The sequence below is a fragment of the Hymenobacter fodinae genome (assembly GCF_004745825.1).
Taxonomy (GTDB): Bacteria; Bacteroidota; Bacteroidia; order Cytophagales; family Hymenobacteraceae; genus Hymenobacter; species Hymenobacter fodinae.
On the sequence record NZ_SRLA01000002.1, the window covers coordinates 761,985 to 774,818 of the forward strand.

The 12,834-nt window shown below is 57.4% G+C and carries 13 protein-coding genes; 5 read left to right on the top strand and 8 right to left on the bottom strand.

The window, feature by feature from the left end; genetic code table 11:
- Nucleotides 1–181: 181 nt before the first annotated feature.
- From EU556_RS10495 to EU556_RS10510, 4 genes are all read right to left on the bottom strand, one after another.
- Nucleotides 182–1,150, bottom strand: a complete 969-nt coding sequence (locus EU556_RS10495; RefSeq protein WP_135433902.1) for an alpha/beta hydrolase — start codon at nucleotides 1,148–1,150, stop codon at nucleotides 182–184.
- 210 nt (nucleotides 1,151–1,360) lie between these two features.
- Complete coding sequence (locus tag EU556_RS10500) at nucleotides 1,361–2,275, bottom strand: pseudouridine synthase (RefSeq protein ID WP_135433904.1); 915 nt, start codon at nucleotides 2,273–2,275, stop codon at nucleotides 1,361–1,363.
- A 104-nt stretch (nucleotides 2,276–2,379) separates the two neighbouring features.
- Nucleotides 2,380–2,838: a hypothetical protein gene (locus EU556_RS10505; RefSeq protein ID WP_135433906.1), complete on the bottom strand. Its 459-nt coding sequence runs from the start codon at nucleotides 2,836–2,838 to the stop codon at nucleotides 2,380–2,382.
- A 75-nt stretch (nucleotides 2,839–2,913) separates the two neighbouring features.
- The gene (locus EU556_RS10510) at nucleotides 2,914–4,983 is read right to left on the bottom strand and encodes a VWA domain-containing protein (RefSeq protein ID WP_245327564.1); all 2,070 of its coding nucleotides are present in this window, start codon (nucleotides 4,981–4,983) and stop codon (nucleotides 2,914–2,916) included.
- 166 nt (nucleotides 4,984–5,149) lie between these two features.
- On the opposite strand from EU556_RS10510, the gene EU556_RS10515 reads away from it, so the two are divergent.
- On the top strand, nucleotides 5,150–5,878 hold the full coding sequence (locus EU556_RS10515; RefSeq protein WP_135433908.1) for a hypothetical protein: 729 nt from the start codon (nucleotides 5,150–5,152) through the stop codon (nucleotides 5,876–5,878).
- 6 nt (nucleotides 5,879–5,884) lie between these two features.
- Here the strand turns inward: EU556_RS10515 and EU556_RS10520 are convergent, their stop codons facing one another.
- On the bottom strand, nucleotides 5,885–6,442 hold the full coding sequence (locus EU556_RS10520) for a YiiX family permuted papain-like enzyme (RefSeq protein WP_135433910.1): 558 nt from the start codon (nucleotides 6,440–6,442) through the stop codon (nucleotides 5,885–5,887).
- A 287-nt stretch (nucleotides 6,443–6,729) separates the two neighbouring features.
- On the opposite strand from EU556_RS10520, the gene EU556_RS10525 reads away from it, so the two are divergent.
- Nucleotides 6,730–7,110, top strand: coding sequence for a hypothetical protein (locus tag EU556_RS10525; protein WP_135433912.1), 381 nt, complete (start codon nucleotides 6,730–6,732; stop codon nucleotides 7,108–7,110).
- An 80-nt stretch (nucleotides 7,111–7,190) separates the two neighbouring features.
- Here the strand turns inward: EU556_RS10525 and fabG are convergent, their stop codons facing one another.
- Nucleotides 7,191–7,940 (bottom strand): 3-oxoacyl-[acyl-carrier-protein] reductase, encoded by a 750-nt coding sequence (gene fabG / locus EU556_RS10530; RefSeq protein WP_135433914.1) that lies wholly within the window; start codon nucleotides 7,938–7,940, stop codon nucleotides 7,191–7,193.
- Nucleotides 7,941–8,026: 86 nt separating this feature from the next.
- A complete protein-coding gene (locus tag EU556_RS10535; protein WP_135433916.1) occupies nucleotides 8,027–8,422 on the bottom strand; it encodes a hypothetical protein in 396 nt (131 codons plus the stop codon).
- 290 nt (nucleotides 8,423–8,712) lie between these two features.
- On the opposite strand from EU556_RS10535, the gene EU556_RS10540 reads away from it, so the two are divergent.
- Nucleotides 8,713–9,954 carry an NAD(P)/FAD-dependent oxidoreductase gene (locus EU556_RS10540; RefSeq protein WP_167855535.1) on the top strand — a complete coding sequence of 414 codons (1,242 nt, stop codon included), beginning with the start codon at nucleotides 8,713–8,715 and terminating at the stop codon, nucleotides 9,952–9,954.
- A gap of 183 nt (nucleotides 9,955–10,137) precedes the next feature.
- Here EU556_RS10540 and EU556_RS10545 read toward each other — a convergent pair whose 3' ends face one another.
- Nucleotides 10,138–10,869, bottom strand: a complete 732-nt coding sequence (locus EU556_RS10545; RefSeq protein ID WP_135433918.1) for a tetratricopeptide repeat protein — start codon at nucleotides 10,867–10,869, stop codon at nucleotides 10,138–10,140.
- A gap of 235 nt (nucleotides 10,870–11,104) precedes the next feature.
- Here EU556_RS10545 and lpdA point away from each other — a divergent pair, with 235 nt between their 5' ends.
- Entirely contained in the window at nucleotides 11,105–12,499 is a 1,395-nt protein-coding gene (gene lpdA, locus EU556_RS10550) for a dihydrolipoyl dehydrogenase (protein WP_135433920.1), read from the top strand.
- Between the two features lie 135 nt (nucleotides 12,500–12,634).
- Nucleotides 12,635–12,829, top strand: coding sequence for a hypothetical protein (locus EU556_RS10555; protein WP_135433922.1), 195 nt, complete (start codon nucleotides 12,635–12,637; stop codon nucleotides 12,827–12,829).
- Nucleotides 12,830–12,834: the final 5 nt, after the last annotated feature.

The window sequence follows — 12,834 nt, forward strand, 5'->3', positions numbered from 1 at the left end:
ACATGACGAATCTTTTACCTGTTGTAAACTGTCTGTTGGCAATGCCTGCGCCCGTGACTTTGGCCGGCCCTCAATGCGCAGATGGTATCGTATCTAGGAAATACTCTGCCTAGTTTGCCTTCTCAGCTGAAGAGGGGGAACTAGCTGCCGGCTCTACCTACCAATCCGTAACGATAGCTGCTTACAGTCTGTGTGAAGTAGCTGACTTAGTTAACTGCTGCAAGGCCTGAGCTATGGTTTGCTCCCATAGTGCTTGGTGCTTCCACCAGTAGGGCTCGTGGCCGGAGCCGGGGAAGTCTTGCCGCTGCTTGGGGCCATTGAGCGCCGCAAAAATGGCCTCGGTTTCCGGGCGGGTTACGCGCGGATCGGCGGTGCCCCACATGAGCAGGGTGGGCGTGGTGATGCGGGCTGCATACTGGGTAGCGTCTAGGTCAAAGGCCCAGAAGTTGTTTTCTAGGCCACCCCAGAACACCAGCAAGTTGGCCATCGGGAAAGGCGGGACGTGCATAGACCGAAAGCGGCTCTGGGCGGTTTCGAGCATGCTGCCATAAGGGCACTCTAGCAGGTTGGCGGTAGGACGCACCCCCAGCTCAGCCTCGGCACGCAATGTAGCCACGGCACCCATGGAGTTGGCATAGATGAATACCGGCCCCGACCGCCGCTGCAGCCACCGGACTATGGTTGCTACATCGGCGGCTTCGTGGTGGCCTACGGTGCAAACGTTGCCCTCGGAGCCTCCGCTGCCGGCAAAATCGGTGAGCAGCACGGAGTAGCCAAGGCGGCGGAAGGTAGCAGCTTCGGTGAGGAGCTTACCCTTGAAGCTGGTGTAGCCATGAAACAGCGCCACCGTACCCTTGGCGTGTGGCACGGCACTGTACCAAGCCTCCAACTGGCCATTGGGGCTGAGTAAATGGATAGTTTGATAAGGAAAAGGTGGCCTAGCGTGGTTGACGGGCTTCGGGTTTTTGATGCCGGTCAGCAGCACCCATAGCTTTTGCGGCCCCGTCAGCTGCTCAGGGTTATCAGTGTGTAGGCCAGTCTCAATGGTAAAATGCGTGAAGCGCCAGGCATGAAACGCGGCTACTACATTGGCTAGTAAGAAACCTGCTATCAGCAACCAACCAAAGCGCGTGAGATTCCGACGAGACATAGCGAAGCGGATAGTGTTTCGTTGCGGTGGGCACCTCACCCCCTGGTTCCTCTCCGAAAAAGGTGAGGGGGTACCAGACGATATAGTGTGTTATGCTTATTTGCGAATTCCTCTGAAACTGTCATTCCGAGCGCAGCGACGAATCTTGGTAGTGGCCTAGCAGCTAATCCAGATTTCTCGTTGTACTCGGAATGAAAATGCTAGCGTTAACTAGCCGCGCCCATTGCGGCCACCGCCTGCTGGGCCAGGCTTGCGACCTGCGCCACCACGGCCGACCGACTTGGGGCCGGGCTTGCTGCCGGTTTTGCCGGGCATGGCTTTGCCGCTGGCCGGCTTGCTTCCCGTGGGCTTCGTACCAAGTGCTTTGCCGTCGCGACTAGCGCCCCGGCTACCGGCGGCACTACCTTTCTTGGTATCGGCTGGAGCATTGGAGCCGCCGCGGTTCGGGCCGCCAGCGTTGCTTTGGGCGGGTTTAGCCGAAGCTGGGCGCACGCCGCCGGGCCAGTATTCGGACTTAGCTGGTGTTTTGAAAGTGCCAGCTGCTGCTGTTTGGGCGGCCATGTCGTCGGTGAGGGCCTTTACTTCGCTGGCTTTCAGCTCACGCCATTGGCCAGGCTGAAGCTTATCAACTTTCAGGTCGGCAATGCGCACCCGTACGAGGCGGAGTGTGGGGAAGCCCACGGCGGCTGTCATCTTGCGCACCTGCCGGTTCATGCCTTGCGAAATCCGAATCTGCACCCAACTGGTCGGAATGTTGGCCCTGAAACGGACGGGTTTGCTTCGCTCCCAGAGCGCTGGTGCTTCGGGTAGCAACTCTACCTCAGCGGGGGTGGTGTAACCGGTTTTCAGGTCTACGCCGCGGCGCAGGTTTTCCAGGGCTTCCTCGGTGGGCACGCCTTCTACCTGCACCCAGTACGTTTTGGGCACTTTAAAGCGCGGCTCCGAAAGCCGATGCTGGAGCTGCTTGTCATCGGTGAGCAGTACCAGGCCCTCCGAGTCATAGTCGAGGCGACCAACCGGGTAAATATTTGGGATGTCAACAAAGTCCTTGAGCGTGGCCCGGCCTTTTTCGTCGGTGAATTGGGTGAGGACTTCGTAGGGCTTGTTGACGAGGATGTAGCGCATGGCTTAGAGGGGTGGCCTAGGGATTATACTGGGGCCGTAAAGAGTCCGGGCAGATGCCGGACAACACAAGAAAAAGTCCACAAAGGTACCGGCTCCTGCTCGCACTAGCGCAGGGCCCCCACTGATGATTGTTGCTGCACCTGCTTCAGCCGCTTTTGCCGCACGCTCTCGGCCATGAGCAGCCGTACTTCCCCGTTGGGGCGCACCACGTATTCACCACTATCCCGAATCATCTCCCCGTCGCGCATTTCGTCGCGGTAATCATGGTGCACCAGAATGCCAATGCGAGTTGTGTCTGCGGCAGTAGGAGCGGGAGGGGCCGGCGTGCCGTTGATTTGCGCCAGCTCGGCCAAGTACAGCAAGGAGTCGCGCTTGGTGTAAGGCTTCAGGCGAAACTTGCCGGGAAAGTAGTTGGCCGCATCACTCACGCGGTTGCGCACGAAGTCCTGCACGGCCAGCTCCGCTTGCTTATCAGTGGTTTTCTTGCAGCTACCCAACAGCAACACCGCGGGTAACAAAAGGTAAAAGGAGGTTTTCATCACGAAGAAAAATAGACGGGGCATGTGCCCACATTGCCTTTCAAGCCACTTCACCCACGGTGTAGTTGCGCTATAAGGCAGGGAAGTAAAAGGGGAAAGCTAGACGCCGCCAGAGTATTTGCGAGTGGCCCACTCCACGGTCAGGAGGCCTAGCAGCAGGAAGAACAGCCATTTAAGGTTAATAAGATCCTTCAGATCTTCCTGCTCATAGATAATGGGCTTATAGTTGGCCTTCTCGATATCCTGACTTAGCTGCTGAAACTGCGCCGGGTAGTACAGGCGTTGCCCGCTGCGGCGCGCTAGCTGGTACAGCAGATTGTGGTCAGCGCGCGACTGCAGAGCCTCCAGCTGCTGATCCTGCACGAGTACCTCGCCGCGGTCTTGCTGAGCCTGGCCGCTGAGAGTGGCGCGGGCCACGTAGCGGTATAAGCCGCCGGGCAAGGGGCCTAGGTGCAGGGGGGCGCCGTCTTCACTGTTAGTGAAGGTGAACGTGCGGTCTTTCTGCTGCTCGTCAGTCAGGGTGAGGGTAATCTGCTGGCCGTAGATGCGCTCAAAGATGGCGTTGTACGTCTCGGCCCCAAAGGTGACGTCATCCTGCGAGGTGAAGGCATCCTGAGTGGGATATACGTCGAGGCGCTTCTTGTTGGCGTTCTGGGTGAGCAACTGCAGCGTCCGGATGATGAGGCGGTCGTAGGCCTCGGGCCGGTCGTCGTGCTCCACGGCTTCCTGCAGGCGCCACTGCCAGCTACCATCGGTGAGCAGAGTGGCCTGGCGCTGCGCCGGCGTACCGCCAAAAACCAGCAGAGGCTTCTGGGTTTTCACGCGGCCCACCTGCTGCCACAAAGCCGCTTCGGCCCCGCCACCCAAGCGCACCTCCCCAAAAGGCACCGGCGCGGGCGGGTAGGCAGTGAACCGTTTTAAAGCGTCCTCTTCAAACGTAAAGCGCGAAAAAGCCGAGTTAGGTGTGGGCGTCACGTCGTCGGTTTGCTGACCGCGGGGTTGCACAGTGAGACCGGCGTTCAGGGCGTTGTAAGAGCCAAAATCTGACTGCGCCCCCAGGATGTATAGGGCGGGTAAGCGGCGGGTGCGCACCAAGTTCAGCACCTCTTGGCCTAGGCCAGCTTGGGAGGGCAACTGGTGCAGAATGGCTACGTCGTAGTCCTGGGCTTTGAGCGGTGCAATGCCGGGCAGGTAAGTTGTAAGGTCGAAGTTGTCGTTGGTGATGATGGCTGCGCGCAGGGCCTTGAGGTCGGGGTGGGGGGCAGCGCCGGCCAGCAGCACGCGCAGCTTGCCCTTCACCACTTCCACATAGGCAAACTTGGCGTTGTTGAGGTCAGTAAACTCGCCGGGCTGCTTCTCAATTACCACTTCGTAGCGCCGCTTACCGGGAGCGGGCGCCGTGATGAGGAAAGTGGTTTTGGTGCGGCGCTGCCCGGCGGGCAGGTTTACGCGCTTGGTTTGCAACACCCGACCGTTTTCGCGCAGCGCTACCGTGGCTACCTGGCCCGCAAACCCATTGTAGGCCACTTCGGATTCAATGGGGAACTGATTGCCGCTGAAGGCCACGCGGTTGTAGGTAAGCTGGGGCAGGCTCAGGTCCTTTTTGGCAATAGTGTCGCCGAGGGCGAGGCTATAGATCGGGAAATTGTAGTCGGTGTATTGGGGGGCGCGCCCCTGGTTCACAAGGCCATCGGAAGCCAGCACCACGCCGGCCAGGTTGCGGCCCTCGTAGCCTTCCCGAATAGAAGTGAGCAGACCGTCAAGATCCGAGGAAGCTGCCTTGAATTGCAGGGAGTCGGGGCGGACTGGCCTAGTAGCATCCAGCACCCGCGTTTCCACCCGGAAGCCCCGGCCCCGCAAGGTTTCAGCCAACTGAGCCAAGCCCTGGGTAGTCTGATTCAGGACAGCCGCCGGCGTAAACAGGCCTACCGACTGGGAGTTATCAACGGCCAGCACCACGGTGGGCGCTTCGGTGGTAGTAGTAGTGGTTCGGATGAAGGGCGAGAGCAGCAGGAAGCACAGGAAGCTCACCACCGCAAAGCGCACGAAGGCCAGGGCATAATTTACGGCCCGGCTCCAGGGCGCTTTAGCCGAGTAGAGCAGGGCTGCGTAGCCCGCGCCCACGGCCAGGCACAAGAGTATAAACCAGGGAGAAGCAGATAGTAGCAAATGCCAGCAGAATCAGTGTGAAGCTAAGAACCCCAGATTGCCTCGCAGAGTTGCGCGGATGGGATAGATAGGCAGCGAAGGTAGGAAGTAACTAAGAGAGGAAGACAGCCCCCGTGACAGACAGTGCACACAATATACACTAACCAAATAGTCGATCTTTGTGTCTATGAACAGCCAGCTCCAGGCAGCTATTGAAAACTTGTATAGCGTCTTTACTCGATATCCATTAAACCCTCACATGGAGGGTAGCCCGTTGCATAGCGATTTATTAACCTGGAACCGTACATTAACAACCCAGCCGCTACGGGAGTTATCTGTTGACCATCTGGGCATCTTCTATTTCAAGGTGATGACTACTTGGGGCAGCGTAGATGATTTTCGGCATTTCCTTCCTCGAATATTTGATCTGCTTGCTACACTGGATACTGGTTGGGAAGAATGGGTGGCATTGGACAAACTCAAGTATGGCTGTTGGCAAACATGGCCAACGTCTGAACAAAACGCTGTGCAGGATTATCTCTTAGCGCTGTGGAATGAGTTGCTCACATCGGAATCAGAAATAGCTGACGTTGCCTTTATCGATTACTTCCCAGCTATTATGAATGTGTATCCTAACGTTAAATCGTTACTATCTATCTGGAGCAAGTTTAACAGCCCGAAAAGTATCAAGAGGCTTATTGATTTTGTACTTCGTAGGTCTGAAATGATACTAGGAAGCAAACAGGTATCCGTCTTTGACAACTCTGCAGAACCTGGGGTGTTGTTCTTTTGCTGGCTTACTAGCAAAAGAACAATAGGGACGCTAACAACTATCTTCTTTCAAAATCCAGAAGCGGAATACAGCGCCCAACTATCAGACCTAATACAATTGCTGGAAGCAACCAATCAGGCCTAATATTACCTACCGCACCGTCACCAACTCCTCGCTCTCCAGCATTCGTACCGGCGAAATAACTCTTTCATCCAGCGGAATGTGTTTGCCGTAGCGCTCCTGCAGCTTGGCCTGAACGGCGGGGTGACCTAGATCGAACTCCCGGAGCGTCTGCAGCTTTCCAATTTCGTGGCCGGTGGCTTGCCGGTACATCTTCCAGAGGAGCTCGGAGCAGTAAATCCGGTCATCAGACCAGCCAAAGTAGAGGTCGTAGTTTTTGCCGCGATACTGCTCACCGGCGGCTTGCAGGCGCTTGAGGGCTGCGGGCGTTAGCACGGTTTCAGCATCGCGCAGGCGCTTTACGACCACCTTGCCGTCCTGGCCCCGCGCGGCCCAGGCAGCCAGGGAGGTTTCGCTCACCGGCTGCACGGCCTCAAATACGCGCCATTCACCGTTCCGCTGAAATAGAATGCCGCAGTGACTATAGGGCGAGTGCGTGGCGAGTTGGATAGCCTGACTTTGGGCAGAGCGAGAGGTTTGGAAGATCAGGTCGCCGTTGCGGAGCTTGGGCGCAAGTTGGGCTACCATAGTCTATGCTGCCTGTAGCTGCTGGTAGCGCGCTAGGCGGCGGTGCAGGCGTGGGTAGGCCACTAAGGAGGCAGTGACTATCAGAAGGAGAATGAGCAGCAGGGACGTGCGGGACATTAGTAGGATAGGAAATAGGTAAAGTTATAATTGACAAAGAAAATGACAATTCCAATGATCAGGATCAATAATAGAGGCTACTTGTGGTCATGGAAATAGAGACGCAGAACCCGAACATTTGCTGTCACAAGTATGGTCTGGCGTTCAGGTCCATTTCCCCCTAGCTTACAATGGCGTACACTTTAAACAACCCCGCAGGCAAAGTAGTAGATGGCATCATCAAAGATTTGTCTAACCTACTGGCCGTGGCCGTCGTGGATATCAACTCGGGCATGAGCTTGGCTTCGCACTCCAACTCGCCCACTATCAACCCCGACACGGCAGCGGCCTACAACACCGAAGTAGTAAAGCAGAAGCAAAAGGCCATGTCGGCCCTGAAGCTGCAAGGTGAAACCATCGACGACATTCTCGTTACGATGTCGAACCAGTTGCACTTGCTGAAGCTGACGGATGCCGGAACCAAATTCATCTATCTGGTGGTGAATGCGCGGGATACCAACCTCGCCATTGCCCGCGAGGTGCTGCGCAGCCACGTTACGCAGCTAAACTAACGCGCTACTGCAGTACCAACAAGAACGCCGAGCCTGAACAGGCTCGGCGTTCTTGTTGGTATATCACAGAAGGTGGTCGACTAGGTCAGCATACCGCCGTCTACCTGCAGTACTTGGCCGCTAATGTAGCTGCTGTCATCGGAGGCGAGGAAACCGGTGGCTTTGGCCACGTCCTCGGGGGTGCCACCGCGGCGCAACGGAATGGCTTTGCGCCACTCGTCAACTTGCTTGGGGTCGAGGGCCCCAGTCATTTCGGTTTCAATAAAGCCGGGCGCAATGGCATTGCAGCGGATGTTGCGCGAGCCCAGCTCCAGGGCCACTGACTTCGTGAAGCCAATGATGCCCGCTTTAGAAGCAGCGTAGTTGGCCTGCCCGGCGTTGCCTTTAATGCCCACCACCGAGGTCATGTTGATGATGCTGCCGGCTTTGGCGCGCATCATAGGCTTGGTGGCGGCCTTGGTCAGGTTAAAAACCGACTTCAGGTTCACGTCGATAACCTGGTCCCACTGCTGCTCGCTCATGCGCATCAGCAGGCCGTCTTGCGTGATACCGGCGTTGTTTACCAGTACATCCAGTTTACCAAACTCGGTCACCACATCGTCCACCAGCTTTTCAGCTTCGGCGTAAATGGAAGCGTCGGAGCGGAAGCCCTTTACTTTGGTGCCGTGGGCGGCCAGCTCTTGTTCGAGCTGCTGGCCTTTTTCTACGCTGGAGAGGTAGGTGAAAGCCACCTGAGCGCCCTGTTGGGCGAAGTACACCGCAATGGCGCGGCCGATTCCTTTGGAAGCACCCGTAATGAGGGCCACTTTTCCTTCGAGCAGTTTCGTCATGGAGGCGAAGGTAGCAACGAAAGCCTATAGGCCACTCAGGTAGCCCATCCAGAAACCGTACATCGACACAAGGCAGGCCTATTCGCTTACATCAGCTTCAGCCAGTTGGTGGCCGATTCCCGATTATCGAACGCCAGCACCACGGGGCGGGTAGTGTGCTGCAACGACAGATCGGCGGAGAGGCGGCTGTATACATTGGGCGAGTACACCCAACCGAAGTACTCCAGGCCAGCTTCGGCCATCAGCGGAAACCACGTGGCGCCCACCCACTCCGAGGCGTCGCTCCACATGCTGGTAACCTGGGTGTTATCGTTGAGCACCTTAGTGCACCGCTCGGTGCGCAGCAGCTCCAGCAGGCGTAAGCAGCCTGCCTGCACAGTTTCCAGGCTTTGGTCACCCGTCCAGTCGGCGTAAAGCCAGTCGTGGTGATAGTCGTAGTAAATGGAGATGGAAGGTTCTTGGTGCAGTAGGCGTAGGGGCATAGAATGCAAGGGAGAGAAGTAGGCAACCCACTGGCGCGTATAGCAGCAGAGTGCGGCTCAAACAAATGGTAATCCTTCTTACTAAAGAAGCTGCTAAGAACGTGGGTTGCTCTAATGGGTTGCCTGATGGCTTCGTTTTTATCTCCGATGTGTGTGTAAGATGCTATATAACAGGTGCTTGTGTTGGGTGTTGAATTATGAAGAGGAGGCTATGATTTTTCATGGGAGAAGCATGAGCCGAGCTGATAGACTGGCCTACGACTTCTGGCGTGTATCTTCGCCGCACGTCTATGCCTGACATCGATATCTGTATTTTGGGCGCCGGCCCTGGCGGCGCTACGGCGGCCTTGCACCTGGCCAACGCCGGCCACCGCTGCCTGCTCCTCGACCGCGCTACCTTCCCCCGCGATAAAGTGTGCGGCGACGCGCTCAGCGGCAAAGTCATCAGTGAGTTGCGCCGGATTGGCGAAGACCTGCCCGACCGGCTGGCTGCCGAGCCCATTCAGTTGCCCAGCTGGGGCATTGATTTCTATGCGCCTAACGGCCGTTGTCTGGCCGTGCCGTTCAAGCCTAAGTACAACGCCGCCACCGACCGCCCCGCTGGTCACATCAGTAAGCGTCTGCACTTCGATAATTTCCTGATTGAGGAAGTGCGCCGCCGGCCGGAAATCGACTTTCGCGAGAACGTAGACGTGGCCCGCCACGAGCAACTGCCCGACGGTCGTTGGCGCCTGCTAGGCCAGTCGGGGGAGGAACTGGCTACGGCCCGGCTGCTTCTGGTAGCTAACGGGGCGCAGTCGAGCTTTGCCCGGCAGATCGGAGGGCACGAGCTGGAGCCGGCTCACCATTGCGCCGGCCTGCGGGCCTACTACCGCGGTGTGACTGGCCTACACCCCGATAATTTCATCGAGCTGCATTTCATCAAGGATTTTCTGCCCGGCTACCTGTGGGTGTTTCCGCTGCCCAACGGCGAGGCCAATGTGGGCGTGGGTATGCTGACGGAAGCCGTTTCCAAGAAGAAGGTAAAGCTGCGAGAGCGACTCGACGAAATGCTACGCACCCACCCGGCCCTGAAAGACCGGTTTGCTACGGCCGAGCGCCTGGGCCCGGTGCGCGGCTTCGGGTTGCCGTTGGGCTCGAAGCGTAGGCCACTATCCGGTAACGGCTACTTGCTGCTGGGTGATGCCGGCTCCCTCATCGACCCGTTCACCGGCGAAGGAATCGGGCACGCCATGGTATCGGGACGTCACGCCGCCGATTGGGCCGGCCGGGCCCTGACGGCGCAAAACTTTACCCCCGAGTTTTTGAAAGGTTACGATGGGGCCGTGTATAACCGCCTGTGGCAGGAACTGCGCCTAAGCCGTGGCCTGCAGCGCCTGCTCAATTACCCTTGGCTGTTCAACTTCGTCGCCAACCGCGCCGCCAATAACCCCACCCTCGCCGAAACTATCAGCAACATGTTCCTGGACCTCGACCTGCGCGAGCGGCTCCGCCAGCCCAGCTTCTACGCGAAGCTGCTACTGGGCAGATAGTGAATAAGTGAAGTGGCCTAACGACGCAGCACATCAGTAGAAGCTCATACACCCGAAAAGACAAAGCCCTTGCAGGGCGACACACACCACGGTTGTGTCGCCTTGCAAGGGCTTTGATGCATATTGCTAGGCCACTACCTGCCTCGGTGAAGCTGCGCCAGCCAGGCCGCTTCACTCATTCGCCTACTTGCCCGCGTAGCGGCGCAGGCTTTTAGCGGCGTCGGGGTTGAGCTGAGCGGCTTTTTCCAAATCGGCACGAGCCTCGTTGGGCTTATTGATGGAAGAATAACTGATGCCGCGGTATTCGTAGGCGTCGGCGTAGTTGGAGTCGAGGGCTAGTGCCTTGGTGAAGTCTGGAATAGCGCTTTTGAAGTTGAACATCTGCATTTTAGCCGCGCCCCGGCCGAAGTAGGCTTCCTTGTCTTCGGGATTGTACTTAATCGCCTTAGTAAAGTCGCTGATGGAGGGCGAGTATTGCTTCAGCTTGAGGCGGTTGAGGCCGCGGTTGTAGTAAGCCTCGGCGTTGGTGGGCTTCAGGCGCAAAGCTGCGTTGTAATCCGCAATGGCATCGGCATAGTCCTTCAGGTGGCTCTTGGCCTTGGCACGGGTCAGTAGGGCGTCGAAGTTGCGGGGCGTGCTTTTCAGAATGGCATCTGCCGACCTGATTTCGGCTTTGTAGTCGGTAGTTGTTTTGCGGGCGGCCGCTTCCACGGTGGTTGGAGAGGTAGGGGCTACGGAGGCGGAGACTATGGTGGAAGCAGTACCGGCGGTATCGGCGGCGCGGGCAATAGCCGTTTCGCGGCCCACATTGCGCGCCGCCGACGTAACGGGCCGTTCCGCTTCTGTGGTGCGGGCGCATTCTGTGGTGAGCAACAAGGTAGCCAGCGAGAGGAGAGAAAGTATTGGTGATTTCATCGGAAGGGTCAACAAAAGAAGAAACTGAGAAACGTAATTTCCTTACGCATACGGCCCCTTGTACGCGCCGAGTTAGGCAAAGGCTGAACCATAAGGCGTAATTTTCTGGCCGGGGCTCTTCAGGAATGCGACGGGTAGGTGCGGAGTTGCGCGGTGTGCCTATCTTTGCCCGACCACGCCCGAACCTATGGGAGGGGCGGGGTGTTTTCCCTTCCAAACCTTCAACCTGTACAACATGGCATTGCAATACGACCTGGTCGTTGTCGGCAGCGGCCCCGGCGGCTACGTAGCCGCTATCCGGGCTTCGCAGCTTGGTCTGAAAGTAGGCGTGGTAGAGCGCGAGTCGCTCGGTGGCATCTGCCTCAACTGGGGCTGTATCCCTACCAAAGCCCTGCTCAAGAGCGCTCAGGTATTCGAATACCTCAACCACGCCGGCGACTACGGTCTGAAGGCCGATGGAGTGGGCTACGACTTTAATGCCGTAATCCAGCGCAGCCGCGGCGTGGCCGATGGCATGAGCAAAGGCATCAACTTTCTGTTCAAGAAGAACAAAATCGACGTGGTATCCGGTACGGGCAAGCTGACTGCTCCCGGCAAGGTAGAAGTGACCAAGCAAGACGGCTCGAAAGAAACCGTAGAGGCCAAGCACATCATCCTGGCTACCGGCGCCCGTTCGCGCGAGCTGCCCGCCCTGCCCATCGACGGTAAGAAAATCATCGGGTACCGCCAGGCCATGGTGCTGCCCCAACTGCCCAAGCGCCTCGTGGTGGTGGGCTCCGGCGCCATCGGCGTAGAGTTTGCTTACTTCTACCGCACCATGGGCTCCGAGGTAACGGTGGTGGAGTACCTGCCCCGCATCGTACCCGTGGAAGACGAGGAAGTATCGCGCCAGATGGAGAAATCCTTCAAGAAAATCGGCGTGAACGTGCTGACCTCGGCGGAAGTAACCAAGGTGGACACCAGCGGCGAAGGCTGCAACGTGACCATCAAAACCGCTAAAGGCGACCAGCAGATTGCCTGCGATGTAGTGCTTTCAGCCGCTGGCGTAGTAACCAACCTTGAAAACATCGGCATTGAAGAGCTGGGCATAAAGGTGGAAAAGGGCCGCGTGATTGTGGACAACTACTACCAGACCAACGTGCCCGGCGTGTACGCCATCGGCGACATCGTGCCTGGCCCGGCGCTGGCTCACGTAGCTTCGGCGGAGGGTATCATCTGCGTTGAGAAGATTGCTGGCCACCACCCCGAGCCGCTCAACTACCAGAACATTCCCGGCTGCACCTACGCTTCGCCAGAAATTGCCTCGGTAGGCCTCACCGAAGAAGAAGCCAAGAAACAGGGCTACGATATTCTGGTGGGCAAATTCCCCTTCTCGGCCTCGGGCAAAGCCTCAGCCGGTGGCGTGAAAGACGGCTTCGTGAAGGTGATCTTCGACAAGAAGTACGGCGAGTGGTTGGGTGCCCACATGATTGGCTCCAACGTGACGGAAATGATTGCTGAGGTAGTAGTAGCGCGCAAGCTCGAAACCACCGGACACGAAATTATCAAGTCGGTGCACCCGCACCCCACCATGTCGGAGGCTATTATGGAAGCGGCCGCCGCTGCCTACGGTGAGGTAATTCACCTCTAGGCCACTGCAAGATTGGTATAAAGAAAGCGCCCCGTTCTGGACTACAGAACGGGGCGCTTTCGCGTTATTGCGCTTGTCAATGACTCTAATTCTTTTCTTATCTACCCCTGCATTATGAGATGGCTACCGTCTTTCGTGACCTTATTCTTGATCTTTGTGGCAGGCCTAGTGATGCAGGTGGGTGGTATTCTGATGAATATTAACACCTTGCCCACCTCTACTTCTTTCGCTCTGGCTACGTATGTGAGGTTGCTAGGCCTGTTGCTGATGGTGATTGGCCCCCTGCTAATAGCGCTGAAATTCTTCTCGCGGCTAGACAAAAAATCGTAGTGGTC

Excerpts from the sequence above, each read along its gene's own strand:
- EU556_RS10545 (WP_135433918.1), bottom strand. The coding sequence starts at position 10,869 with ATGAAATCACCAATACTTTCTCTCCTCTCGCTGGCTACCTTGTTGCTC.
- EU556_RS10500 (WP_135433904.1), bottom strand. The coding sequence starts at position 2,275 with ATGCGCTACATCCTCGTCAACAAGCCCTACGAAGTCCTCACCCAATTC.
- EU556_RS10535 (WP_135433916.1), bottom strand. The coding sequence starts at position 8,422 with ATGCCCCTACGCCTACTGCACCAAGAACCTTCCATCTCCATTTACTAC.
- lpdA (WP_135433920.1), top strand. The coding sequence starts at position 11,105 with ATGGCATTGCAATACGACCTGGTCGTTGTCGGCAGCGGCCCCGGCGGC.
- EU556_RS10505 (WP_135433906.1), bottom strand. The coding sequence starts at position 2,838 with ATGCCCCGTCTATTTTTCTTCGTGATGAAAACCTCCTTTTACCTTTTG.
- EU556_RS10525 (WP_135433912.1), top strand. The coding sequence starts at position 6,730 with ATGGCGTACACTTTAAACAACCCCGCAGGCAAAGTAGTAGATGGCATC.
- EU556_RS10540 (WP_167855535.1), top strand. The coding sequence starts at position 8,713 with ATGCCTGACATCGATATCTGTATTTTGGGCGCCGGCCCTGGCGGCGCT.
- EU556_RS10515 (WP_135433908.1), top strand. The coding sequence starts at position 5,150 with ATGAACAGCCAGCTCCAGGCAGCTATTGAAAACTTGTATAGCGTCTTT.
- fabG (WP_135433914.1), bottom strand. The coding sequence starts at position 7,940 with ATGACGAAACTGCTCGAAGGAAAAGTGGCCCTCATTACGGGTGCTTCC.
- EU556_RS10495 (WP_135433902.1), bottom strand. The coding sequence starts at position 1,150 with ATGTCTCGTCGGAATCTCACGCGCTTTGGTTGGTTGCTGATAGCAGGT.
- EU556_RS10520 (WP_135433910.1), bottom strand. The coding sequence starts at position 6,442 with ATGGTAGCCCAACTTGCGCCCAAGCTCCGCAACGGCGACCTGATCTTC.